This is a genomic window from Candidatus Pelagibacter giovannonii, from assembly GCF_012276695.1.
In the GTDB taxonomy this organism is placed as follows: domain Bacteria; phylum Pseudomonadota; class Alphaproteobacteria; order Pelagibacterales; family Pelagibacteraceae; genus Pelagibacter; species Pelagibacter giovannonii.
Genome location: NZ_CP038852.1, coordinates 679,021 through 703,023 on the forward strand (window position 1 = coordinate 679,021; position 24,003 = coordinate 703,023).

The 24,003-nt window shown below is 28.2% G+C and carries 25 protein-coding genes; 3 read left to right on the forward strand and 22 right to left on the reverse strand.

Features of this window, described 5'->3' with window-relative positions; all coding sequences use genetic code 11:
• Positions 1-25: 25 nt before the first annotated feature.
• The 8 genes from E5R92_RS03790 to E5R92_RS03825 all read right to left on the reverse strand — a co-directional run bounded on the left by E5R92_RS03790 (position 26) and on the right by E5R92_RS03825 (position 7,519).
• On the reverse strand, positions 26-1,447 hold the full coding sequence (locus E5R92_RS03790; protein WP_168606776.1) for an exodeoxyribonuclease I: 1,422 nt from the start codon (positions 1,445-1,447) through the stop codon (positions 26-28).
• A 15-nt stretch (positions 1,448-1,462) separates the two neighbouring features.
• The gene (locus E5R92_RS03795) at positions 1,463-1,720 is read right to left on the reverse strand and encodes a hypothetical protein (protein WP_168606777.1); all 258 of its coding nucleotides are present in this window, start codon (positions 1,718-1,720) and stop codon (positions 1,463-1,465) included.
• On the reverse strand, positions 1,713-2,747 hold the full coding sequence (locus E5R92_RS03800; protein WP_168606778.1) for a DNA recombination protein RmuC: 1,035 nt from the start codon (positions 2,745-2,747) through the stop codon (positions 1,713-1,715). Before E5R92_RS03800 ends, E5R92_RS03795 begins: the two co-directional genes overlap by 8 nt.
• A 1-nt stretch (position 2,748) precedes the next feature.
• On the reverse strand, positions 2,749-3,699 hold the full coding sequence (locus E5R92_RS03805) for an ARPP-1 family domain-containing protein (protein ID WP_168606779.1): 951 nt from the start codon (positions 3,697-3,699) through the stop codon (positions 2,749-2,751).
• The gene (locus tag E5R92_RS03810) at positions 3,696-5,288 is read right to left on the reverse strand and encodes a hypothetical protein (RefSeq protein ID WP_168606780.1); all 1,593 of its coding nucleotides are present in this window, start codon (positions 5,286-5,288) and stop codon (positions 3,696-3,698) included. Before E5R92_RS03810 ends, E5R92_RS03805 begins: the two co-directional genes overlap by 4 nt.
• The gene (locus tag E5R92_RS03815) at positions 5,281-5,466 is read right to left on the reverse strand and encodes a hypothetical protein (protein ID WP_168606781.1); all 186 of its coding nucleotides are present in this window, start codon (positions 5,464-5,466) and stop codon (positions 5,281-5,283) included. The genes E5R92_RS03810 and E5R92_RS03815 overlap by 8 nt, the downstream gene beginning before the upstream one ends.
• 678 nt (positions 5,467-6,144) lie before the next feature.
• The gene (locus E5R92_RS03820) at positions 6,145-6,627 is read right to left on the reverse strand and encodes a hypothetical protein (protein ID WP_168606782.1); all 483 of its coding nucleotides are present in this window, start codon (positions 6,625-6,627) and stop codon (positions 6,145-6,147) included.
• Positions 6,628-6,664: 37 nt separating this feature from the next.
• On the reverse strand, positions 6,665-7,519 hold the full coding sequence (locus E5R92_RS03825; protein WP_168606783.1) for a hypothetical protein: 855 nt from the start codon (positions 7,517-7,519) through the stop codon (positions 6,665-6,667).
• A 135-nt stretch (positions 7,520-7,654) separates the two neighbouring features.
• Between E5R92_RS03825 and E5R92_RS03830 the strand changes: the two genes are divergently transcribed.
• Both E5R92_RS03830 and E5R92_RS03835 read left to right on the forward strand, forming a co-directional pair.
• Entirely contained in the window at positions 7,655-7,945 is a 291-nt protein-coding gene (locus tag E5R92_RS03830; protein ID WP_168606784.1) for a BRCT domain-containing protein, read from the forward strand.
• Positions 7,946-7,971: 26 nt separating this feature from the next.
• Positions 7,972-8,238, forward strand: coding sequence for a BRCT domain-containing protein (locus E5R92_RS03835; RefSeq protein ID WP_168606785.1), 267 nt, complete (start codon positions 7,972-7,974; stop codon positions 8,236-8,238).
• Here E5R92_RS03835 and E5R92_RS03840 read toward each other — a convergent pair whose 3' ends face one another.
• The 4 genes from E5R92_RS03840 to E5R92_RS03855 all read right to left on the reverse strand — a co-directional run bounded on the left by E5R92_RS03840 (position 8,239) and on the right by E5R92_RS03855 (position 10,549).
• Complete coding sequence (locus tag E5R92_RS03840; protein WP_168606786.1) at positions 8,239-8,943, reverse strand: hypothetical protein; 705 nt, start codon at positions 8,941-8,943, stop codon at positions 8,239-8,241.
• Positions 8,944-9,023: 80 nt separating this feature from the next.
• Positions 9,024-9,638 (reverse strand): HD domain-containing protein, encoded by a 615-nt coding sequence (locus tag E5R92_RS03845; protein WP_168606787.1) that lies wholly within the window; start codon positions 9,636-9,638, stop codon positions 9,024-9,026.
• 17 nt (positions 9,639-9,655) lie between these two features.
• Entirely contained in the window at positions 9,656-10,033 is a 378-nt protein-coding gene (locus E5R92_RS03850; RefSeq protein ID WP_168606788.1) for a hypothetical protein, read from the reverse strand.
• 3 nt (positions 10,034-10,036) lie between these two features.
• Positions 10,037-10,549: a hypothetical protein gene (locus E5R92_RS03855; protein ID WP_229704496.1), complete on the reverse strand. Its 513-nt coding sequence runs from the start codon at positions 10,547-10,549 to the stop codon at positions 10,037-10,039.
• 474 nt (positions 10,550-11,023) lie between these two features.
• Here E5R92_RS03855 and E5R92_RS03860 point away from each other — a divergent pair, with 474 nt between their 5' ends.
• A complete protein-coding gene (locus E5R92_RS03860) occupies positions 11,024-12,043 on the forward strand; it encodes a DNA cytosine methyltransferase (protein ID WP_168606790.1) in 1,020 nt (339 codons plus the stop codon).
• On the opposite strand, the gene E5R92_RS03865 is transcribed toward E5R92_RS03860, so the two are convergent.
• From E5R92_RS03865 to hisS, 10 genes are all read right to left on the reverse strand, one after another.
• Positions 12,044-14,089, reverse strand: a complete 2,046-nt coding sequence (locus E5R92_RS03865) for an AIPR family protein (protein ID WP_168606791.1) — start codon at positions 14,087-14,089, stop codon at positions 12,044-12,046.
• Positions 14,086-15,075, reverse strand: a complete 990-nt coding sequence (locus tag E5R92_RS03870) for a PD-(D/E)XK motif protein (RefSeq protein ID WP_168606792.1) — start codon at positions 15,073-15,075, stop codon at positions 14,086-14,088. The genes E5R92_RS03865 and E5R92_RS03870 overlap by 4 nt, the downstream gene beginning before the upstream one ends.
• A 4-nt stretch (positions 15,076-15,079) precedes the next feature.
• The gene (locus tag E5R92_RS03875; RefSeq protein WP_168606793.1) at positions 15,080-18,325 is read right to left on the reverse strand and encodes a Z1 domain-containing protein; all 3,246 of its coding nucleotides are present in this window, start codon (positions 18,323-18,325) and stop codon (positions 15,080-15,082) included.
• On the reverse strand, positions 18,322-19,506 hold the full coding sequence (locus E5R92_RS03880; RefSeq protein ID WP_168606794.1) for an ATP-binding protein: 1,185 nt from the start codon (positions 19,504-19,506) through the stop codon (positions 18,322-18,324). The genes E5R92_RS03875 and E5R92_RS03880 overlap by 4 nt, the downstream gene beginning before the upstream one ends.
• 8 nt (positions 19,507-19,514) lie before the next feature.
• Positions 19,515-19,847, reverse strand: a complete 333-nt coding sequence (locus E5R92_RS03885; protein WP_168606795.1) for a TerB family tellurite resistance protein — start codon at positions 19,845-19,847, stop codon at positions 19,515-19,517.
• A gap of 61 nt (positions 19,848-19,908) precedes the next feature.
• On the reverse strand, positions 19,909-20,070 hold the full coding sequence (locus E5R92_RS03890) for a hypothetical protein (protein ID WP_168606796.1): 162 nt from the start codon (positions 20,068-20,070) through the stop codon (positions 19,909-19,911).
• Positions 20,057-20,674 carry a hypothetical protein gene (locus E5R92_RS03895; protein ID WP_168606797.1) on the reverse strand — a complete coding sequence of 206 codons (618 nt, stop codon included), beginning with the start codon at positions 20,672-20,674 and terminating at the stop codon, positions 20,057-20,059. The genes E5R92_RS03890 and E5R92_RS03895 overlap by 14 nt, the downstream gene beginning before the upstream one ends.
• 219 nt (positions 20,675-20,893) lie before the next feature.
• Positions 20,894-21,580, reverse strand: a complete 687-nt coding sequence (gene hisG / locus E5R92_RS03900; RefSeq protein WP_168606798.1) for an ATP phosphoribosyltransferase — start codon at positions 21,578-21,580, stop codon at positions 20,894-20,896.
• Positions 21,577-22,623, reverse strand: coding sequence for an ATP phosphoribosyltransferase regulatory subunit (locus E5R92_RS03905; RefSeq protein WP_168606799.1), 1,047 nt, complete (start codon positions 22,621-22,623; stop codon positions 21,577-21,579). The genes hisG and E5R92_RS03905 overlap by 4 nt, the downstream gene beginning before the upstream one ends.
• Entirely contained in the window at positions 22,601-23,998 is a 1,398-nt protein-coding gene (hisS, locus tag E5R92_RS03910; RefSeq protein ID WP_168606800.1) for a histidine--tRNA ligase, read from the reverse strand. Before hisS ends, E5R92_RS03905 begins: the two co-directional genes overlap by 23 nt.
• Positions 23,999-24,003 lie beyond the last annotated feature (5 nt).

The following is a 24,003-nucleotide window of genomic DNA, read 5'->3' on the forward strand; positions in this document are numbered from 1 at the left end:
AAATACTATTAAATTTATTAGAATATTAAGCATTCTCAAACTTTGTTTGGATTTCCATAACATGCTTATTATATCCCTCTAAAACTTTAAGCATCTCTGGCTTATCTTTATATTTTGTCTCACGCAAAGTATCTACTTCACTAAAAAAACTAGAGGTTGTTTCCCACTTCTCTTTATTTGTGGACAATAATCTTTGAGCAAAACTTCGGTTAATTTTATTATAAACATCTTTGGGTAATGATTCTGGACTTTCCTCATAAACTAAACATTCTGCAAAATATTGGAAGCGTTCTTCTGAGAATTTTTCTATCAAATTAACTTTTTCTTTCCAGTCAACCTCATGAAACTTTTTCATTAATGCTTTGTCTTTTTCATTAGCAAAACCACCTGCATAAATAGTTTCCTCAAAAAGAATTTCTGTTTGATCCATTGACATTTTTTCTTTAGCTTTATCAGAAAGAATTAGGCTTATTGACTCAATAAATTTAGGATTATTATCTAAAACTTTAACTCTTCTATTAATTTCATCTATTCCAATATTTGAATAATTTTCTGTATTCAATGCATAATCTGATTTTAATAAAACAGGACTTTTATTTGCTTTAACAGTACGAAGTACTTTAGGCGAAGCATCTAAAGCTTTAGATAATGCTTGACTATCCATATTCAAATATTTTGAAGGATCTATCTTGATATCCCAGTTTATTGACCAATTAAATTCAGGATGAAATAAAATATGATGACAGGCGAAAGGCACAGATCTTCCATAAAAATATTCTAAAGAAGTATAAATTTTATTCTTTAAAATGAAATTTTCAGTATCTTTTTTATTAGTTGTTATTAAAGCATCATTCCAAACATTATTAGTTTTTTTGTAAATAATTTCAGCTATAGCCAAAGTATTTAAACAATCAGTGACGGCATCGTGTGAAGTACCGTTATCAATTGAATTTGCTTCACATAAATCAACCAACTTAAATGATGGTCTTCCCTTCTCTGATAATTTTGTTTTTATTCCATTATCATCTACAAATTTTGATGCTCTTGCTACATTCAATATATCAAGATGTTTATTGCCATTTGTGTTAGTTTGGTAAACTTCTGGTATTAAGCTTTTAAAGTACATTCTGCGTGTAAATTCTAGGTCGAATGCTACGTTATTAAATCCAGTTATAAATGAAGGAGTGTTATCTTTGATAATTTTGTAATGTTCTAAAACCATTTGGTAATGGGACATATTAGAATTTTTTAACTGATCTACTGAAGCTCGGTGAACAAGACTTGCACCAATAGCTGGGATAACATTAGGTTTTAATCTGCATCTCAATTCATGTTTTGATTTAATTTTTAATTTTTCATCTGTTATTACAATTCCAGCCTGTATGACTTGACCAAAATTAACTCTACTATCTGACGTTTCATAATCTTTTACAATAATTTGTTCCATATATCTTTTGAATTTTTACTTAATTACTCTTAAAGGTTTATTTGACTGCTTTCTTAACCTTTGTATTTCATTTCTTACAACTGTCAATTCCATCTTTTTTATTTCTAATTCAATTTGTAAGGTCTCAAGTTCTATTTTTGGTTTTAAAAATTTTCTTTCATAAAAACCTTCAAATATCCATCTAGGTTTGTTCCACAACCAATTAAAAAAATGTTTAAAATGATTGTGTGGTGGCAGCCTTTCTAAATCAGGAAAATCTGTTTTTTTATTCATTTTTGTCCTCTTCATCATCTTCATTTACATCAAATGGTGGAAGCTTTTTAGGAGTAAGTCCACCAATTTTATTTATTTTTGAAGTTTTACTCAGAAGACTTCCTTTGCCGTCTTTAATTTTGTCCATTACTTCCATAATACCATCTGATGTTTTTTTGAATGAGTCTTGAGCTTTTTTAGCACTATTATAAATATCAACCGTTTGAGAACTAATTTTATTAGCTAATTCTATAACATTTAAAATATTTTTAGATTGTTTATCTGCTTTCCAAAAATACTCTGCAACTTTTAAAATTAAAAATAACATTGAAGGACCACATAAGGTAACTTTTTTACTTAAAGCATATTCCATTAATTTTTGACCACCTTTATCTGGCAGTTCTAAGGCTTTTTCATTTGGACAAAACATTATTATGGTATCTAATGTTTTTAAGTCCTTGATACCCTGATAATTTTTTTTGTTTAAACTATCTATGTGATTTTTTAATGACTGTTTATGTCTTTTTAAAGCATCCTCCTTAATTCTTTCGTCTGAGGAATTTGCATATTCATTCCATGCTGTTAAGCTTACTTTTGAGTCGACGATCATACATTTTCCATCTGGGTAATTTATGATTACATCTGGCTGCAAATTGCCATCATCAGTATTATAATTTTTTTGAGTTTCAAACTCATGACCTTCTCTAAAACCAAGATTGTTAGTTAAAATATTGTTAAGCACAATTTCACCCCAAACACCTTGTTTTTGACCTCCTCCAGAAATAAAAGTGTTGGCTATTTTTTCAGCCTCATCTTTAACTTCTTTATTGCCGGTCTGCACAGCCTCTAAAAGTGTTTTAACGGCTCCTCTGTCCTCACTATTAGTATCTTCGTAACCTTTTATCTCATCTTTAAGATCTTTTAAATTTTTAGAGTAACTTTCAATGTCAACTTCATTATTATTATTTAATTTCAAGTAAATAAATATTGCACCTGCGCCAATAAAAATTCCTAGGACTAGTCCAATACTTAAAGTTATAAAATCCATTTTATGCTACCTTACTTTTGTATTGAGGAATGTTCACTTTATCTTTTAAAAACCCTGAAAAATGGACCATTTCTTCCTCATAATATAGGGATGAACCAACGACTAAACCACTATTAAAGCGAATCTGTTGTCCTAAAGTTCCCATATTAGGCTTATCTATTTTTTTTTCAGATTGTTCAATCAATCTTAAAAGCTTATGCACATCTCTTGTTTTTACAAAAGATTTATATCCTGTTTTTTTGAAACTATCTAAGGCAACACTTCTTATTAATTTTGGTAAATAAATTTTAAAAACTTCATTAGAAAAAAATATATCTAAAGAAACCAAACAATTACCAGTTGCTATTGCAACACCTATATCATTTGGACCAGGATTAAATGAACTAACAATTTCTTCAACATTATTTCTTCTCTTATTATAGATGTCTTCAACTGAACCTGTGAATGACCTCGAACCAAATTCTTTTAATTTATCTGATATATCATCCCATATTTTAAATTGATCTGTATCACACTTCTTATAAATATCTTCAGAATTATTAATTCTACCTTTAGAAAAATATAAAGAATCTGAAAGATTAAGTGCATTTGCTACTGCTGGACTCCACCTATTTTTTTCACAACAACTAACTTTTAATGTTACATTTGAAAATTCTGGAATTAATGTAGTAGAATTTACAACCCTGTTTTGTCTAATTCCATTTCCAATAATTTGTTCAGAATCTAATATCAGTAATTTTTGATCAGATATATTTGTAACTTTAAGATATCTAACAATTCCCTTATCATTCACTTCTTCAACTTTTACTAAATTTTTAGAAAATGCTTCTGGGAAAGTAATAAAATTACTTTTTATTTTTTCTTTAGAACTTAGATAAAATAGAACAATATTATTTTTTTGCTTAGGCTCTGAAATACCAAAGTTAAAATTAAATCTTTTATTTATAATCATACTTTGTACCTCGACCATTCTTTGCTGTATTTAGAAATAACATTATTTTTTTCTATACTATTTTGAAGAAGAACAGTTAGCATATCACTGAACTCTCTTTCGCCATCACCACTTCCATGTGAATGACTTAACTCATGTAAAAATGTAGAAAAAATTTTACCAAAACTAGATTTAAACAAATCTTTATGAAGATAAACAGTTTTAGAATTATACTCGTTATTATTTTTTAATTCCCCAAGAAGTTCCTTGCAGAAAATCTTACGAAACTTTACGTCATAAAGATTATTATCTTCATCATCTCTGTTAAATAAATTAGCAAAACCAGGATTAATTCCTTTTGATGCTTTAAACAAAAAATCTATAGCTCTATTTTCTTGAGTGGTTAGATCTGCAGTTTTTTTGTTCTTTATTCTTTTTTCTGTATTTTCTTTGTTCCTAATAAAAGCGTCTAGTGAACTTTCAACACCAAAAGAGGCAAAATAACTAGGTAACATTGTCTTTTTTTCCTTTAGCTGCTTGTCTCTTCTTAAAACATACCCTTGAGTTTTTGTGCTATAGAAATCAGCCCAAGAAATAGGTAAAGAATACCTAAATTTACTTTCTGAAATATACTCTTTTCCAAATAATTTCTTTAACTTAGGGTCCTCTTTTAACTTTGTGTAGCTATGATTAGCTATTGAAGCTAGGAGTGGAGCACCTTTTCTCCAGATAGGTTTTGAAGATCTAAGAATATGATAAATTGCATCATTTCCATTAAAATTATATCCAAATCCACTTCGGCAAAAAATATTATAAAAAGTACTTTGAAGTTTTTGAGAAAATGCATTTCTATCTCTATCTTGTTTAGTAAATTTATCTAAAGCTGCATATGGTTTTTTTATATTAATAATTATTGGAATATCTTTAATTGTAATTCTTTTTAAACCACAATAAAAACCAGCTCCATCTTTAGTGTTAGATTTATATGCTTCAATTTCATTATATTCATGAAGTAACTCACCTATCATTTCATTTTTTGGGTGAAAGAAATTCAACATAGTTTTGTCAAAAGCTTCTTTTAACTCTTTTGAAATAGTATTAATTATAAAAAAACTACCTCCTTGATCATTAACCTTAAAGAAGTGATAAACTAATGGTCTTAATCCAGTTTCTTCATCTTCTTCACCAACACTAACAACTAAAGCATCAGATCCACTAATATTGATAGGATCAAATACTGACATCCTGGCTAAACTAACTACACACATTTTATAACCCTCACCATGCATGCCTATCATTCCTTCAGAATCAGATTTTGTGCTTCCTAAAAAAAATAGTTTTCTTAGTGAAAATTTTGTATTCATTGAACCAACTATGACTTGATCATGTTTTGTTGATATTTTTACATTATCAATTGGTAATTTTGACTCTATACATCCATCAAAAAAATTAGCTCCAATATCTCTAGCAATAAGTTCTGGTCCCCAGGCTTGAGCTGACCAATTTGTGGTAATATTAGATACTTTACTTTCTACATGTTCAGCTTTTGTCACATTTGGTAAATCTAAAAGTAAATTTTTACATTTTTCGATTACTTTATTATTAGTCATTTTTTTTTACTCCTTGTTGTTGGTTAGTTACTGCTTCGTCTCTTTCAAGAACAATCATTTCTACAGTTTTAGAAATTGAAAGAGTTGCTGGTTTAATAAGTTCTCTACTTAGTTTTAATAGTGCCTCATGAGTAGAGTGAGATAAACTTACGTTTCTATATTTTGCTTTATCAGTCATTTAAATTGTCCTTTATTTTTGGTATCAAATTTGAATCTTGGTCTGGGGCATAACAGAAAGAAAGGAATGAGAACTGCCCCAGGCCAAGATTCAAATTTGATATTTTTTTTGTTGTTCATATAAGCAAGATTAGTCATCCAGCTCTTTACTAGTAGGGAAATAGAGGAGTATGTTTTAGACAAAATCATACAATCTCCTTTAAAAAACAAAACACACATAGAAGAGTAAAAAGGCCCATATAATAAGGAATTTTTGGAGTTTTCATTTACTAATGCTCCAAATAACTTTGAAAATTATTAAAGGTTTCGTACTTACGTTTAAACTCTATGTAGCCTCTGCCCTCACAATAATTACAAATATCTTTATTTATAAAATTGTAACCCCAATTCCAAATTTGGAAGATTATTTGTTTCTTATTAAAAAAGCCTGTGCATGAACAGTGATAACACAAGTAACGTCTTATTCTGATTTTATTTTTTTTCTCTTTCATAAACATCCATTTTCTGGCTAACCTTGTTTATGATGTACGAGAATTACTTTAATTAAGAACTGACTTAATAATTCGGTATACATAAAAAGGTTAACTTTTTATTAAGTTAAAGTAACCATATATTATCCAAATTTAGAAGTCAATATAAAATTAAATAAATTTAATCCAATTTTTTATAGGATAAATAATTAACTACTTTTATCTATAGAGAGTTTTATTTTTAAAATTTTATCTTCAATTTTTTTAATAGAATCAAATATCTTTTTCTTTTCTATTTGTGTCATTTTTTCTCCTCCTGGGCCTAAAGGATCTGTTGCATCAATTATAAATTTATTTAAGTCACCCTCTAAGATACTAAATTTTACAAGCATTCTACTGACATCGTTTAACTCATCTGAGTTAAGTTCAGATTTTTGCTGATCTAGAATATACTGATGTGATGTCAACAGTGGTGGTGCAAATCCTTTTTTAACACATGCTTTATCTAATGCAATTGAATCAACATGATCAATGTTTCGTTTTATGCCATCAGAATCTGGATCTGGATCACTACATTTTCTAATGTACGAACTACCTTTATTTATAGCTTTTTTAATTTCTTCCTCGGTTAGTATTCGGGTAATTTCTTCTAATCCCTTTTCAAGTGATGCTAATTTCCTAATTTTTACCATGTATCCTTCAATATCCTACGGTAATATAATATTACCTTTATAACAATCCATTATTAGTGGCTTTAGAGCAGTTGTTTTTACCCATCGGATTATTTAATACTTTATTTTTGATAGCTTCAGGAGCTACATAACCTGAGTTACTTCGATCATAATAAAAATTTTGATCTTTATAAATTGTAAAGTAATGACTGGGCCATTTATTATTATTTACAGGCATTGTAGACATAATTTTTACATCATCATTATCTTCAATAATAACAAGTTCTTGAGCTAGCAAGGTTTTATTGTTTTTAAATTCTTTATGATTAGCTAAAAAAGCTCTCTTTGGTTCTTTTTCCATAAATAATGAAAAATAAAAAACTTGATCAATATTGCTACAAACTAACAACATCTTTTCTTCATATGCAGGTTTATTAAAATAATCAGAACTTCTATAAATTTTACCGATCCAATTTGCTATTATATATGTCTTAAAAATACTATTTTCTGAAGAAGAGTTGTCATCAAAGATATCTAGCAAATTATCTTCTAAAAAATCTTGTGGTTTTAGTCTTGAATTTTTGCTTTTCAGTCTTTTTATATAGGCTGTTCTGTTAGAATCTTTTAAACTTCGAAATTCTGATAAATGAGATTCTATACCTATTTTTTCTAAAACTAGAGATTCTTGTGCTGGACCAGCTGCACCTTCATTAATAGATTTTTTTTTAATCCCTGAGAAAGCTTCTTCTTTAATTTTTCCAGAGTTTTTTATTACATCATCTGCAGGTCCCTTAAAAATTTTAAACAACTGCTTAAAGGGCCTAAAGACACTGCCTGAAATTGCATGTGCGAATTCAATAAAGTGAATGTTTATTAATAAACTTAGAATAACAATTGAAATAACTCTTTTCATTTTAATATCTAAAAAACTATTAACTTTTAGACAAATCTAAATAAGGCTTGTTTTTCAAGCTTAATTTTATTTGTGTCCAATATCCTAGATTCTATTGGACTCTAATGAAAGCGAAAAGGGTGATTTACTGACTTCATGATTAACAACAAAAAGGAGAAAAACATGACTAAGAAAACACCTATGACTACATTTTGTATTACAGGAGCATTAGAGAAATTTAAAAGAATTGATGCAATTGTAGAAATCCATAACAAAACAAATGCTAGATTTGTTAGTGGAGTAAGCAGCCAAACTGATTACTTAATAAGTTCTAGAAAAGATACTACTAAAGCTAAAAGAGCTAAATCTTTTGGAACACAAGTTATTGATGAAACAGAAATGATGGCATTTATTAAAGCTGGAGTTTTCCCAGTAAAAAGAGTTTAATTAATAATATTTGAAAGGAGGATAAAATGAAGACATTTTGTATAACTGGAAAATTAAAAGATAAAAATGGAAATTTCTTAGAAAGAGATGAGGCCATTAATTTAATAGAAAATAACTGTCCAGATATGAAATTTGTTAGTGGTGTGAGTGGAACTACTAGTTATCTAATTGTTGCACAAATACCAAACCCTGACAAAAAAACAGTAAAAATAATTAATGCTGAAAAATTAGGAGCTAAAGTGGTTTCTAATAAGCAGATGTTAGATTTTATTAAAAAAAGAAAATTTAATTAATTATTTATTAATTAAAGAATAATAAAGTTCTACACGTTCAAGAAACTTTTGTTGATATTCTTTAAGTTTTTCATGATTAATTCTAAAAATTTGAAAAACTAAATCTTTAGTTGCCAAAAGAATAACTCCTTGGGTTATTGTAGAACCATAAACTTTATCGTGACCCCATGAATATGCTCCAAGCTGAGTAAAATATTCGTGGAGAGACGAATAAGATTCCTTCATAATAGAATTCTTTTGTTTAAAATCACAAATTGATAATTGAGATTCAAATGTTGCTACTAAATCTGCAGTACCAGCAAATCCTTGAGAGCCTGGTGCATAAATTGTACATTCAACGCCATGGATTTCATCTAACTTTCCATTAATTCCTTCAGCAATAATTAGATCTGCCATTTTTTTTGCTAGATTATTTTCTTCTTCAAATTCTAATAGTTCTAAATTTTCTCTACCTCTTAAATAAGATTCTAATATGTTGTGCATTTTTGTACCATTTGCACTAGCTTCATTTTTTATCCTTTCACTCTCTTTTTCACCCATACGTAATTTCCATGCTGCAAGAGCTGCTTTGTCTTCTTCAGGTTTGGTCCGGGAAAGTATGGCAGTCACTGATGGCAATTGTTGTTGCTCAATAGAATAATGACGAGATCCATTAATTACACTTCTGCTTGATGTTGGATAATTAAATTTTCTATTCCATTTCATAACTTTTAAATATTTATATTATTTGTGTCGATGGTGCGATTGCTAATTTACTGAACTACAGGGCCAATTTTTTTATATATTCATTTTGATGCAGCTTTTTTAATTTTTTTTACTACCATTAAATAATTATCTTTAAGTACTATGTGATCTTTAAGATGTTTTGAAAATTCTTTGTATAAACTCTCATAATACCAGGCAACTTGTTTGGGGGTTGCTGTAAACCTCTTCCATATCTTCTTACCTACTCTTTTATGATCATTCACAATGCATGTACCATTATGCAGTTTATCACAAAGAGAAACAAACATGGACGATTGACCTTTCTTTTTGATATCTGAAATATATTTTTTCTTTCTAGCAAGCCAAGGTGGTTTAGGAACAATAATATAGTTATATAATTTATGGTCCCCTTGTAAAGTGTCACTACACTCATTAACTATCTTGGCAACTTTACTTCCAAATAGTTTTCTAATTTTTATTAAAGTTTTTAGTCCACCCTGATCCTCAACAGCATCATGCAATAAACCTCCAATAGCCTCATCAGTAGTACCACCATCTTCAATAATATTATTACTTACGGATACTAAATGTGTGAAATAAGGAATACCTGTTCCTTTACGACTTTGTTTAAAGTGTATTTTGTATGCAAAATCTAGGGCTTTTTTATATTTTTTTTTATCTATATTTTTATTCATTCACTAATAAAAATTTACTATTTTATGTAACCCATTTCAACATCACATTTATAATGTTCTAAAAACTTATTATTTTTATAATCGTATTTTGACATAGTCATGCTGGGTTCTGTATCTCCATCAAACACAATCATTTGAAATCCTAATTCATAATCTACAAACTTTGCTGTTACTTGGTTTTCACCAATGTCTAGTTTATTAGCTTCAATCATTACAAATTCACCCTTCTCTTTATCAAAATATTCAAGCCCGACTGCTTGCATTGTGAATTTTAAAGGATCGTGTTTTCTACCAATGACTACATATTTCATATTAAGACATGAAATTTTTAAACCTTGATCAGCTTTAGAGGTTGTTGGTAACAATAATAAGATAAGTAAAATAATTCTCAACATTATCTAACTATCCAAATGATCAATAGTTTTACAAAGTTTATTAGCCTCTAAGACAGATGGCACAAGTTTATCTAATTTCCAATTATTAGTGGTTATATCAAAATACTTTGCCGCTTTAAAATCAATCCCATCTACTATCTCAATTTCATACTTCTGAAATTCATCATAGAATTCTTTTAAGAAATACATGTATTCTTTAATAGGAAATGTGCCCAAACTAAATGATACCCTGTATCCCATTAAAAAAGGTGAAACACCTATAACATTTGCTGTCACATCTACACCATTAATTTTTATAGGAATGTTTTTGTCTATTAGTTGCTTAATATCTCCAGGTTTTTCATAGGTATAAAAAGTAAAATTATTATAAACTTTTGTACAATTACTTTCTGTTGAAATAAAAAAATTCAACGAATCTCCGTGAGTTACTTCACCTGATACTCTGGCATAAGCTAGGCTGTTAAATTGATCGATGGTCCACTCTTCTTCAGCTTGAGCTTGGTAGGCAATTATCATTAAAAAAAGGATTAAATGGGCTGAAACAAAGATAAGGAACCGCTTCAAGATTTAAGCTCCACTTTAATTCCATTTTTTTTAAGAGTTTTGATTATCTTGTCCCAAATAATACTATTATGACTACTTGGGCTTATTTCAAATCTGAAGGTTTTCTTAAAGACTGGGCTGCAATTATCATAAGCAACGTACGCGCTTACATGACAGTATTTATTAACACTGTTTATTTCCATATATCAAAACTCCTATTATTGGTTGTATTTTTAAGGGTAAGTAATTTGTAGTTAGTAATGGTTTCACTCCTTCTCTTATCGAAGGGTCTACGTAAAGAGGAGAACAATGAAAAGAAACGTAAACGGGCGAAAAAGAATGAAATCCAATGCATGTTCTAGTTAGATCATAGATTGTTGGCTCTTCTAGGTCGGAATTTTGTTTAAAAAAAGAATTTTAAACATGTATAATTTAAATGATTCATTTATGAAAAAAATTACATCTATAGATTTATTTGCAGGCGTAGGTGGTATGAGAATATCCCTACAAAGAGCTTTAAACAGATTGCACTATAAAGATGAGTGTAAATTATATTCAGAGATTAACAGTTATAGCAGACAAACTTATGATTTGAATTTTCCAAGCACACCTTTAATTGAAGATATAAAGTCTGTAAAAAAAGACGAAATTGATAGCATAATACCTGACCATGACATTTTATTAGCTGGATTTCCATGTCAGCCATTCTCTAGAGCAGGAATATCAAATAGAAAATTTTTAAAAAGATCACATGGGTTTGAAGATAAAGACCAGGGTGATTTATTCTTTAATATCTTGGATATTTTAAAAACCAAAAGACCTAAAGCGTTTATTTTAGAAAATGTTCAAAATTTAAAGACTTATCAAAATGGTAAAATATTAGATGAAATGATAAAAAAATTATCAAAATATTATTATGTTCCAGAACCAGAAGTATTAGATGCTAGAGAATTTGGTTTAGCTCAACGTAGAAAAAGAATATTTATTGTTGGATTTTTAAAATTTAATGGCAAATTTAATTACCCAGAACCTACTTTTAAAGAGACAGTTATAAAAGATTTTCTGGATAGCTACCCTCCAAAAAAATATATTATTTCTGATCTACTCTGGGATAGTCACCAAAAAAGAAAGATTAGAAATAAAAAAGCTGGTAAAGGTTTTGGATTTAGAATGTCCTACCCTACTGATAAAGCTACAGTTACAATTTCAGCAAGATATTATAAAGATGGTAGTGAATGTTTGCTTTATAGAGGTGAAGGTAAAAACCCTAGAAGGCTAACTCCTAGAGAGGTTTTTAGATTACAAGGATTTCCAGAAAGCTTTAAGTTTGCGGTCTCAGATCTACAAGCATACAAACAGGCTGGTAATGCAGTACCAATTAATGTTGTGGAAAAAGTATGCTTAAATGTTGTTGAGTACTTATCGTCTAATAAAAAGAGTTTAATAGTTCATAAAGAGGCAAGTTAATTAAATAATTTCTGCTTCTTCTGCTTTATCAATCATCTTAAGTGCACTTTTTGCCTGTTTAGGTGAGGGTTGTTTTTTCCAATTTGTGAGAGATTGCATCCAAAGGCTTGTAGCTATCTGTAACTGAATAAAATGAAACTCATCAGAGTCCTGTGCCCATGCAATCATCTTTTCCCAATCTCTCGTACTTAAATTTTTACATTTTTTAATATTATCCATATCTTCAGGAGAAAATAACTCTTTAGCTACTTTAATTGGTTTTCCTGCAACTTTTTTTACATTAGTAAACTCAGGAGGAGTTTCAGTAAAACTAAAATTTTTATCCATTAAATCTTCCCAACATTCTTCATTTTTACTCCATTCAGAAACGTTTTTCCCTTTTGCTGTTTTTTGAATAGTTTCATAAACTTTATAGCTCCATTTATTTATTAGACTTTTAAATTGATGAGATAATTCTTGATCAGCCCATATAAGATCGAAATTAATCTTTCTACTTGTATGGTAAGATATTAATGAAATTGTATAGTTTAAAACTTGAGATCTATAACCACTAATTTCATCATTATCTTTTATAATTTTAGATGTTCTATTAAATAATATTGAAATTGCACAGTATTTTTCAAAGAAAACATCGTCAATTTTTTCATGAAATTTTTTATCATTTAGATATTTCATAAATGTAACAAAACCTTTTTGTGCACCAGTACATGCAATATGTGGGTCTGTATAGTGCCAACAATTTATAAATTTTGCTAAATCTTCTTTTGTAAACTTCATATTTGAAGGAGAAGTTTCTAAATATTTAGATTTTTTATTTTTACCTAAATCTTTCTCTTTCATTTTTTGCATTTGGTATTCACCTCGCATTCTTTCATAAAACCACTGTTGACCCTCTGGTGTTCTAATTTTATTTGAAAGATCCTTTATACTTATATGAAAAGGATGACTGGATGAAAAATCAGCTTTCTTAACTATGTTTTGCGTATTTGCAAATTCAGAAATTTTTGGAACAACCTTTTTTAAATCTTCTTTGTTAACTAAAGTAATCTTGGCAGGTACAACAACTTTATCTAAATTTGCATTGTCTTGTTTTTTAGTTCTAAAAAGTGTTGCTGCAGTTTGTCCACCATTAACGATTTGAAATCCAGTGGCAGATGTAATGAATGACCCCTCTTTATCATGATCAATTTCAATGCTATCAACTACAACAACAATTCCATTATTGTAAGAAAAGAAGCGACCTGGTTCATTTAATAGAGTTTCTCTAATACCTTTGTTTATTTTTGTACCCAACTGTAAAAAAGATCTTACATTGAGGTTTAATAGCCTTTGACCAAATAGTCGGTAAATATTATATAAAACTTCACCTGGAATAAATGCCATATAACTACTGATTTTATCTGTGGTTTTATGTGCAAGCATACATCTTACTTTTTGATTAAATTTAGAGAAATCAATTCTTATATTCGTAGATTCTGGACCTCCAAGACTTGAACTATATATACGGGTGATATCAAATAAAAAATTTTGAAACTCTATACCACTCTCTCTTATTGTCTTTGGTGTCGTATCGCACTCACAATTTGTTAAAACAAATATTCTAACCGTAGAAATATCTTTTGAATTTTTAAATATACTTTTTGAAATATCAAAAGCATCTTCTTTCGCATTCATTTTTTCATAAAGTTTTTTTGTTGATTGTAAATAGAAGTTTTTAGCTGAATCAATTAATTGCAAAATCTTTTTAGACTCAATTTTTTTTATTTCATTTGCAGAATCGTAGTGAGTTATGAATAAATCAAGTCTTAAATCTTCTTCACTAAAGGAATATCCACTTATTTTTATATTGGTATTTTTTGATATTTCTTTTTCAAAATGAACAAGCTCATAATCTGAAATGGTGCCATTATCATATAAAATATCTGTATAAATTTTAGTTAAAACAGAATTTGGTTGATCATCACTATCTTCAATTTCATTTTTAGTTCTTAAGAAAAAATCTTTATAAAATGCAGACTTTATCTTTTGTTTAAAATCGGACTTCATATTTTATTTAATAACTGTTCTTCATTAATTCTGAAATTTTCACATTTTTCAAGATCAATTTTATAAGTGATAATAAGATCTGATAATTCATCAGGAATCACTACTTTTTTTATGTAGGGAAAGTCATCTCTAACTTCAAAATAATTAGTTTTATCAATTTCATATTTTTGTGAGTATTCATCTTTATGGATATCTAAATAATTACACTGTGCTAATTTAAGTAAAAAATCATTATGTAAAATTTCTGACTCACTTTTTAAGATAGTTAAATAATTATTAATTACATCTACAAGAGAAAAACCGTTTGAACTGGTCTTAATTTGTAAAAAAATAATATTTAATGCCTTATCAAATACGGGAGCAATTTGGTTGTTACTTGAGGTGTTAATCTTTTTTGAATTAGTGGTAGTAGTCTTAATTTCAATTAATATTTTTTCTGTTGTAAAATCATGTTTTTTTGAAGGGCCAGTCCAAGAATTGATTAAGCCTTCATTATCTAATTTTTTAGCTAAAATTTTACTTAAAACATGAACTTCTCCATAAAGACCTATTTGAGATTCTTTAGTAAGTTTTCTTGGAGCATTATCATCTTCAAAGAAATCTTTAGCAGAAATTAAATTTTCAAAAAAGCATTTAGTACTTTCTTTACCTGTTAAATTTTGCATATGAATTTTGCTTAATATTAATGTTATTAATTTTAAAAAAAAATCTTTATATTTTTCATCATTGATGTTCATAATAATTTTATTTTTTACTTTATTAAATACCCAACCTTTTGCTTTTGGAAAATTAGTAATATTAAATTCAATATCTTGGTCTAGATTTATTATCACTCCTGGTAAATTTTTCTGATCAAGTGTAAACCAGTATTTATCATAAGCTTTAATACCAGCTTGTTTTTCAGTAAAATTTTTATCTTCTTTTCTTTTTATAATTAACTCTAACCAAGCATCTGATAGTTTTTTTTGAAATTCTAAGGAATTCATCAATTTACGCAAAAAGATCTAGATTAAATATTTCTTTGAGCTCTTCATCTCGTAATTCTCTACTTGGTTGATTTAAGGCTTTACTAAAAACTAGTTTGTCGTCATCATCTTCATCTCTAGTGGGTGGGGTAATTATTTGCCAACCAATGTTTATGTCCTGATCTTTATCAAAGTCTTTAATAAAATTTGTTGACCAAGGATAAATAATTACAAGACCTTCTTTTCTTTGTTGTCTTAGTTTTTGCTTAAAATGAGCTGGCAGAAAATTTATTTGTTTTCTTTTTATTACGCATTTTCCAGTTTTTTTATATAAATTTAACCACTTATTTATTCCTTTATTATATTGATCAGCATTAATATCCATAAATTCAGCTTGTGGATCAGATAATGTTTTTATTGAATAAAAATTATTATAATGATTTTTAATAGTCCGCTGTTGAAGTGAAACATTAATTTTATTGCTTCCAAACTCAAACTTTGGATAATTTATACCATCTTTTGCACTAAATATTCCCAAATTCCATTTATCCAAAATTGGAGAACCATTTTTTTTCTTGTTTATACTTAAAAGTTTTATTTGTTGCGCAATAATTTTACAGGTCCATTCTAAATTTGTTGGAGATTTATAGTGTCCAAAAAAGTTAATAATCTTATCAACATCAACATTTCTCCACAAATATGCTTTTGATAACTTAACTTGTTTTGATCCTTTCTTAAAAATTCTTTCTCTAATTTCGTCAATTGGTAGCTCATTATCAATTTTTTCATCTTTAAAGGCTGTAGGTGTTAGAATTTTTTCTGATTTTAGTTTCTTATTAATCTCAACTTCAGTTTCATATTTATTTCCTAAGCTATCTATTAATTTTTTTGTAAGATCAATATTTTCTATTCTTTCTTTATTTTTATAATATAAGACAGGTGTTCTACTTGAGGCAGTGAAGGATGAATAAGGCTCTTTAACAATTTCTATATCCCTGCCCTTTGTTTTTGATACTAGGTTCCATCCTGGAAAACATGGTATTTCCATACCATAATCTATTGGCCTTCTTCCATCTTCAGATAACTCATGAAACCTTTCTCTAGCTTTTTCCATTGTAAAAGAAAATTGCCTAAATAGAATGTGAAGTGTTTTTGGAACATATACTCTCCACAAATCTTCATAACCTTTTCTATATCCAAACCATCTTCCCATTTGAATTAAAGTATCAGAGGTGGGTATTTTAGCGACACGTGTAAAATAGCTTACATTAAGACCTTCAAGTGTAATTCCTCTTGATATAGCCGCACCACCAACAACTATAACATTCCAGCCATTTTCGTGTCGGTCATAGTCGAGTATATCGTCTGATTGACTATTAATCTGAACAACATCTAAAGGATTTGTTTCAGATGTAATTACTTCCATAATCTTATCCCACAAAGATTTAAACTCAATTTCACCTGTTTGAGGAAATTTATCTAAATCAAAGTTCTTTTTAGTATCGTTGTCCCATATATTATGAAACTCTTTTTTAATCACATTTTTAATTTCTTGATCTTGACCATAGCAAGTTTTATCTTTTAAATCTTTTAGATATTTTTTAACTTGTAAAACGACACTACCCTGAACACCTTTAAATCTACTGACATGAATAAGCATTGAGTTATGCTCATTATGTTTTTTTCTTAAGTACCTAGTTGCAATGTTTATAAGAAATACATTTATTGCTTCTTTTAGACTTGGTGGTAAGCAGTCTTCTTGTTTATACAAGCACTGATGGCCCATACCATGAAAAAGTGGCAACCAACCCTTTACATCATTTTTATCTTTTGCTTCTTGTCGATATTTTTCATCTCTTTCTTTTTCATCTATTGATCCATCTTCATTTATAAAAGTAGGATCATCAAAATCATCTCTATAATCATAAACCCATTTTACTTGTGGTCTATCATTTTTATCAATATCTTCTGAAAGACTTACAATTTCTTCGTCAGGGTCATAATTTTTTTCAGCTATACCAAAAACATCCTCAGGGCCTACATGATCATCATATCTTTTAAGTAATCTTATAAAATCAGTTGGAAAAATATCAAGGCCATCATCATTTGTGTGAGAATCATAATTAATAAATGCATTAGCCAATGGTGTAGCTGTATAACCAATATAAGCATTCCTTTTAAAGCACATTAATATTCTTCTGATTAATTGATTGGTTTTAGATGGATCTGTATTTCTAAATGCTTCCCTCTGTTCTTCATTCCATGTATCTTGGGGACCTTTAAACTTCCTAGGCGATATATCTATTGAAGCACTATCGCACTCATCATCAATTAGTAAAAATGGTTGGTCGCAAGAAAGCTGAAATTTTGGAAGTAATTGTCTATGATTATCATTTTTCCATTTGGCTTCGTTCCAGCTCCATTCTTTATCAGTTCTTTCAATGCCGTCTTGTTTTTCAAGCCACATTAAAATATTAGTTAAAACTGGAACATTTTTTTTAATAATCATGATAGTTGGATCAAGATTAGTCATTGAAATTTGTTTAGCAGATGCCGCACTAAAATCATTCTCAGCTTGTATTATTCTTATACCGTCTCGATAAATATAATCTGGTTTTGATGTTGCAAAAAAAACTTTATTAAGTTCACCAGGTTGAGTTGTTTTTATTGTACTTTCTTCAATTCTTTTTTGAGTTTGAGCTCTCAATGCATTGTAAATACCACTTAGAACTATTATTAATTTATAGCCGCTGTCTATAGCTTTTGTAATTAGGCCTGTGTAATGTGAGGTTTTTCCAGACTGGACATCACCAACAACCATACCTCTAGTTCTCCAGCTACCACTTCTTTTAGGATCTTCTAGTAGTGATAAAACTCCATCTGTTGAAATATCAAGTTCATTAAAAGCACTGTTCCCAATCTTAAATGCAGATTGACTCTCATACCAAGCAAATTGAGCATTTGTACTGTTAGCATTTTTCCAAATTTTTTTATCTTCTGTTAACCACTCATGATGGTCACTTCTTTTTGCACTTAACGTAAGATCATTTTCTATTATCTGCGCAAAAGAAGTTTCTAAAAAATCTTTAAGTTCATTTTCAAATTTTTTTGCATCACTGGAAGATTCTTTAATGAAAGATTTCAATAAATCATCTATCTCTTTTGCTGTTTTGGGATACCACTTTATGGGATCCAAGAAACCTTTTTTTGAAGCAAAAAGTAATTTATAAGAATTTAATAATTTTTTTTGAATATTTAACTTTTCACTCATTTATTATCTTTCAGAGAAGCTTCTATTTTTTGCATTTCTTCTTTACTTAAATTTGTATTATTAATCATCCTAATAAGTTCTTTTTTCTTTTGCAATTCTTCACTTATTGGTTCTTTTCGATCTTCTCTCATTTCACCTATTTTTTCTAAATAATCTTTCCTAATTTGATTTAAATGCTTACGTATTCTGTTTTTTGCATAGTCTGGTATTGCAATCTTATTTTTAGAAAATGAGCTCATCCAATCTTTTGGGTTTTCTTCAGGTAATTCAATTTCAATTCTTAAACGATTAAATTTATCAGTTGAACCCCAATATCTTTCAGTATCTTTTTCACCTATTCCAAACCAACCTCCAGAGTGAATTAATCTTTTTTTCCTAAAAAAATATAATCCTTGAAGATCATTTTTATTACGTCCTAGCTTTTCAATTTGAGTATCTTGAGGAATTATCCACGGTTTTAAAATTGTTGTTCCACCATTTTGAAAACTAATTTCAACATTTTCTAGTTTTATTGTTTCATTATCTTTTTTATAAAAAGGATCAAATGATTTAGTTTTATTTACTTCTTCACCACCACCAAAAAAAATATTTACATCTTTTTCTAAAAGATACTTATGATAAGTAAGTTTAAAATGAACTCTTGCGTTATCATAATCAGTATAGAAATTACTTGGTCTATCACTGGCTCGTAATTTTGAAATATTATCCAAGTCTGACCATATTATTACAGTTCCACTTTTTTGTTGGTCAAAAGCTTCTAAATGTTTTTGAATAAATTTATGATTTATACAACTAGGCATTTCATCAGTAACTTTATTAAAATTTAATGTTTTTTTAGTTAAAGTATTATTCTTTTTTGTAATTGCTGTAATTGATGTGCAGTGTTGAAAAGATCCAGTTTTTAAACCTAATCCGAACATTGATAAATCATGATCACCTTGATCTATATGATCTTCTTTTGGAAGAGTAAGTGCTTTCTCCAACAGAGTTTTTTCATCCATACCATCACCATCATCAACCACCATAACAAAAGAATCTTTTCCAGAATCATCTGCCCAATACATGTAAATCCAAATATTTTTTGCATTATGTGTGATGCTATTATCAGCTAATTCAGCTAGTGACTCTGGGAGTGTGTATCCAACATTTCTAAATTTTTTAAATATTGATGAGCTATTCATTTAAATCTTTATGGTAAATACATTTCCCATTCTTCAGCTATAACCTGTAATGCAAATATTTCTTTTCCATGAACCATTTTATCTGCTGTCATCATCTCAGATAATAATTTAATTGTTTTGTCTTTATCAGTTTTATCTTCAATACCTCTTGCAGTTTCTCTACAAAGCTTAGTTAAATCATTAGTTTGTTCAATTTCATTTATTAGCTGATTTAAATTCTCATCTGAAACTTCTAATTTTTTTGAAATTGATTTGATAAAATCTTTTTCCTCTTGCATGTATTTTTTATCAGCAAAGGCCATCAACAAAAGTAGTTTAAGTATTTGTTTATTTTTGTTCATGAATTATCTTTTTTGATTTACTCTAAGTGTGTAACTCTTGATTTTATTTAATTTTTTTCATCTAATAAACTTTTGATACATATCTTGCTAAAATTGGTCTAGTTGAACTCTCATCTATCATTTTAATCTTACCATCCGCATAATGAAAATATACTCTAAAAAAATGTTCCTTTTCCTCAATATTATGTACTTCTTCAACTCTTATCTCTTTAATTTTTTGCATTTTTTAATCTTTCCTTTCTTTTCATTTCAGCTTTTCTTTTTTGGTATATTCGATCTCCTTCTCTCTTAATTTCTTTTTGAGCTTCAGACATGTTGGCCCATCTTTTTTTTTGCCTATTACTTTCACTAGCTTTTAATTTTTCTAATTTTTTTCCTGATAAATTGCTGATATAGTTTTTGTTTCTTTCTCTTTTTTCTTCTAACTGTTCTTCTGTTAAATTTTTATATCTAAGTTTCTCATTTTTTTTTCTCTGGGAAATACTTACTTTATCTCTATAACTCTTACTTAAAGCATTCTTTCTAAAAGTATCTTCATTAATTTCTTTATTTTCAAATCTTAATATATTTTCTTTAGTCGAGAGTTTATAAATATCTTTCAAAGGTCTTCTTCTTTTACCCACATGCCCAAAAACTAAATTTTTCCTATCAACTTCTGTTCTTGTGAGTAAGGCATTTTTTTCATCTGGGTTTAATTTACCACGACCAATAAAGTCAGCTTTGGTCCAACTAGGATGTTTATCAATAGTTTTTTGAACTTCAGTATCTGACCTTAATTTGTGCTGGTTAATACCATCCGGGTTTCTATTAAAGCTTTGATCTTCCATCAATTGAAATTTTTACTTAACTAAATCTAACAAAGTTTATTAAAGCAGACAAGAATGAACTCTTATGTTGATAACTATTTTTTTTTATTTAAGATTATTATTATGGAAGTCTTATTAATTATCAAAATCCTATTTATTATAGGACTAGCTATTACAATTTATGCAATTTTAAGAAACTTGGATATTTTAAAAATTATCTTTATTTATTTAAAAGATTCTTTATTTGATAAGTAATTTTAATATTTTTTTAACTTCTTTATTTTTTAATGAGTTTTTTCCAGCAAATAGGCATGCTGATGATTTAAGAATAATTCCATCATCTATAACTTTTAAATTATTTTGACGAAGCGTTTCTCCACTTGAACTTAAATCTGTAATAAAATCTGCTTTAGATATTTCTACAGAATTTTCAGTTGCTCCTAAAGATGTTACTAGATCATATTGTGTAATTCCTCTAGAACTCATCCATTCATTAGTAAGGTTCTTAAATTTTGTAGCACACCTCATAAGTCTTTTTTTTTTGTTAAAAAATTCAAATGAAATTTCCTCTAAGTCTGTTGGATTAACGCAGTCTAACCAACTAGTACTTACTGCAACAACGAGATCTGATTTTCCCCATTCATATTGTTTTACTAGAGATATTTTGGATTGAATACTTACATCACTTTCTCTCCACAAGTCTTTTCCACTTATTCCAATATCACATACCCCAGTTCCAAGTGCTTCAATAATTTCTGTAGCATTCATATACATTACTCTTATCAACGGATAACCTTTGATTGATGCTACTAAAGATCTATCACTTTTAGATAATATTTTAAGTTTTGCTTTTTTGAAGACATTTTCTGACTCTGTTTTAAGTCTTCCCTTATTAACTATACTTATATTTATAATATCTTTTTTCATAATAAATTTAAATCAATTGCAGCCCCTACAGCTGTTATATTCTTTTTATAACCTAAATTTTTAACCAACTCATTGTAACGACCCCCAGATACAAAAGTGTGTATTTTTCCTTTAACATTAACTTGAATATTAAAAACCATATTTGAATAGTATGGGACACTTCTTCCAATATTAGTTGAAAATAAAACTTTAACATTTTTTAAATTATTTTTTCTAATTGGAAAATAGTCTGGGCTAATAATCAAATTTAAATTATTTTTCTTAAAGAATTCATTAAGAATTTTTGGAGCTTTATCAATTGAACAAGATATTTTAAAATAATCTCTAATAATTTTAACATTTTTTTTATTAGAATTTACTCTAGGGTCTGAATAATTTTTTATATCAAATCTATCTAGAATTTCTTTTAATGACCTCCCTGAAAAAATTTTTTTAGGATTTTCTTTTCTTAATTTTTCTGCTTTTTTTTTGTCCTGTTTGACTACTTCAAAATTAATATCAGAGTTAGTGGATAACTTTTTTAATAATTTATTAAGATAAACCTCTCTACTAAAGTGACGCTTAATTCTCTCTTTCCATCTGTTTGGCATTTCTAATCTATTGACCAAAGCATAGAATATTTCAATATTTCCAATATTTAATTGCGCTTTTTTAAAAGTTGTTTTTTTTAAAATTTTTATTGAAGTTTTAACTATTTCTTCGTCATCTTTATTATTGTTATTGGAAGCATAAATTTCAAAACCTGTTTGTTTTTTTATCACTGAATTAGATCTTGTGTTTGCTTTACGGTAAGCTTCACCTGTATAATACCATTTTGTTCGATTGTTTATTTTTTCCTTAATAAATTTTATTACACTGCTAATTGTCAAGTCTGGTCTAAGCGACCATTCTCTAAAATTTTGATCATAAAAAGAAAATAGATATTGCCTAAAATTTCCACCTGATCTCTTAAGAATATGTTTAGATTCAATAATACTGTCTAACTCTATATATTTAAAATTCTGAGATTTGAGAATTTGATTAAAGGAATTTTTTAATTTCATCTAATAGTTTTTCTTTTGGAACTGTAACTTGATTGTTTTCACCTTTAACTCCTAAAAGGTTTTTTAAAGTAATCGTATTATCTTTAAATTCATTTTCACCACAAATAACAGCTACTGGGCATTGTTTTTTATTCGCATACGTTAAATTTTTGCCAAGATTTTTTTTACTGTCTAAAAATATTTCAGAGTTGATATTATTGTCTCTTAAAACTTTTAAAATCTCATAATAATTTTTTAAATATTTTTCGTCCATTACACAAACAATTACAGGTTTGTTTTCATCTACTTGAATTTGGGAAAGCTGTTCAAGACAAAATACTAATCTGTCAATTCCAATACTAATCCCTGTCCCTAAAAAGTCTTCTCCCTTAAACTTAGATACTAAATATTCCCCGCCGCTACAAACAGAACCAGGAGAAATAACTTTTCCTTTTGGATTTTTTACTTCAAATGTTAAATTAGTTTCAACTATAAAACCTGTATAAATATCAAGTCCACGAATTTTAGAAGAGTCAAATTTAACCACATCAGCATATTCGCCATAGCTTAATACTTTTAATAAATCTTCAGTTTCTCCAATACCTTCCTCTGAAAGTGTATTTTTTAAATTAGACTTTAATTGATCTAAATCTTTAACTTTTAAAAAGTTAATAATTTCAGATGCTTGATCAGTACTCAACTTTGCGCCAATGGTTACGGCCCCACTATCATCGGTTCTTTTTTCTGTTAATAATTGTTGAACTCCACTAATTCCAAAACCAGGTTTATCCAATTTATCAATTGCTCTTAAAACTTTTTGTTTTTGCTTTTCATCAGTTATTTTTAATTGATCCATTAAACCTTGAACAATTTTTCTATTACTAATATTGACTACAAATTGATCCTTTTTTAATCCACATTTTATTAGTGTACTTGCAATTAAATTACATAATTCTGAATTAGCCTGAGCACTATTAAACTTACCGATAATGTCAGCATCACATTGACCAAAACTTTTAAAACGACCGTTTCCTGGTTTTTCTCGTCTGAATACATCTCCTATTTGATATCTCTTGTATGGGTTAGGTAATTCTAAATAATTTTGAGCATAAAACCTTGCAAGAGGATTTGATAAATCATACCTCAAAGAAATTTCCTTATCATCTTCGTTAAATGTGAAGATGTCTGCCATGGGGTTACTATCATCTTCAGCTAGAGAATTTCCAATATTAGAACTTAACTCCATTGGAGATGTTTCTAAATCGCTGTATCCATAGCTTATATAGTTATCTTCAATAACCTTTAGTAATTTTTTTTTAAGAGATAATGTTTTGCCCCATCTGTCTTGAAAACCACTAGGTAAGCCTGGTATTAATATTTTTTTATCTTTATTCATTTTTC

Excerpts from the sequence above, each read along its gene's own strand:
- E5R92_RS03845 (WP_168606787.1), bottom strand. The coding sequence starts at position 9,638 with ATGAATAAAAATATAGATAAAAAAAAATATAAAAAAGCCCTAGATTTT.
- E5R92_RS03865 (WP_168606791.1), bottom strand. The coding sequence starts at position 14,089 with ATGAAGTCCGATTTTAAACAAAAGATAAAGTCTGCATTTTATAAAGAT.
- E5R92_RS03885 (WP_168606795.1), bottom strand. The coding sequence starts at position 19,847 with ATGAACAAAAATAAACAAATACTTAAACTACTTTTGTTGATGGCCTTT.
- E5R92_RS03805 (WP_168606779.1), bottom strand. The coding sequence starts at position 3,699 with ATGATTATAAATAAAAGATTTAATTTTAACTTTGGTATTTCAGAGCCT.
- E5R92_RS03890 (WP_168606796.1), bottom strand. The coding sequence starts at position 20,070 with ATGCAAAAAATTAAAGAGATAAGAGTTGAAGAAGTACATAATATTGAG.
- E5R92_RS03815 (WP_168606781.1), bottom strand. The coding sequence starts at position 5,466 with ATGACTGATAAAGCAAAATATAGAAACGTAAGTTTATCTCACTCTACT.
- E5R92_RS03875 (WP_168606793.1), bottom strand. The coding sequence starts at position 18,325 with ATGAGTGAAAAGTTAAATATTCAAAAAAAATTATTAAATTCTTATAAA.
- E5R92_RS03825 (WP_168606783.1), bottom strand. The coding sequence starts at position 7,519 with ATGAAAAGAGTTATTTCAATTGTTATTCTAAGTTTATTAATAAACATT.
- E5R92_RS03895 (WP_168606797.1), bottom strand. The coding sequence starts at position 20,674 with ATGGAAGATCAAAGCTTTAATAGAAACCCGGATGGTATTAACCAGCAC.
- E5R92_RS03905 (WP_168606799.1), bottom strand. The coding sequence starts at position 22,623 with ATGAAATTAAAAAATTCCTTTAATCAAATTCTCAAATCTCAGAATTTT.
- E5R92_RS03860 (WP_168606790.1), top strand. The coding sequence starts at position 11,024 with ATGAAAAAAATTACATCTATAGATTTATTTGCAGGCGTAGGTGGTATG.
- E5R92_RS03840 (WP_168606786.1), bottom strand. The coding sequence starts at position 8,943 with ATGAAATGGAATAGAAAATTTAATTATCCAACATCAAGCAGAAGTGTA.
- hisS (WP_168606800.1), bottom strand. The coding sequence starts at position 23,998 with ATGAATAAAGATAAAAAAATATTAATACCAGGCTTACCTAGTGGTTTT.
- E5R92_RS03795 (WP_168606777.1), bottom strand. The coding sequence starts at position 1,720 with ATGAATAAAAAAACAGATTTTCCTGATTTAGAAAGGCTGCCACCACAC.
- E5R92_RS03835 (WP_168606785.1), top strand. The coding sequence starts at position 7,972 with ATGAAGACATTTTGTATAACTGGAAAATTAAAAGATAAAAATGGAAAT.
- E5R92_RS03820 (WP_168606782.1), bottom strand. The coding sequence starts at position 6,627 with ATGGTAAAAATTAGGAAATTAGCATCACTTGAAAAGGGATTAGAAGAA.
- E5R92_RS03880 (WP_168606794.1), bottom strand. The coding sequence starts at position 19,506 with ATGAATAGCTCATCAATATTTAAAAAATTTAGAAATGTTGGATACACA.
- E5R92_RS03790 (WP_168606776.1), bottom strand. The coding sequence starts at position 1,447 with ATGGAACAAATTATTGTAAAAGATTATGAAACGTCAGATAGTAGAGTT.
- E5R92_RS03870 (WP_168606792.1), bottom strand. The coding sequence starts at position 15,075 with ATGAATTCCTTAGAATTTCAAAAAAAACTATCAGATGCTTGGTTAGAG.
- E5R92_RS03800 (WP_168606778.1), bottom strand. The coding sequence starts at position 2,747 with ATGGATTTTATAACTTTAAGTATTGGACTAGTCCTAGGAATTTTTATT.
- E5R92_RS03830 (WP_168606784.1), top strand. The coding sequence starts at position 7,655 with ATGATTAACAACAAAAAGGAGAAAAACATGACTAAGAAAACACCTATG.
- E5R92_RS03850 (WP_168606788.1), bottom strand. The coding sequence starts at position 10,033 with ATGTTGAGAATTATTTTACTTATCTTATTATTGTTACCAACAACCTCT.
- E5R92_RS03810 (WP_168606780.1), bottom strand. The coding sequence starts at position 5,288 with ATGACTAATAATAAAGTAATCGAAAAATGTAAAAATTTACTTTTAGAT.
- hisG (WP_168606798.1), bottom strand. The coding sequence starts at position 21,580 with ATGAAAAAAGATATTATAAATATAAGTATAGTTAATAAGGGAAGACTT.
- E5R92_RS03855 (WP_229704496.1), bottom strand. The coding sequence starts at position 10,549 with ATGATAATTGCCTACCAAGCTCAAGCTGAAGAAGAGTGGACCATCGAT.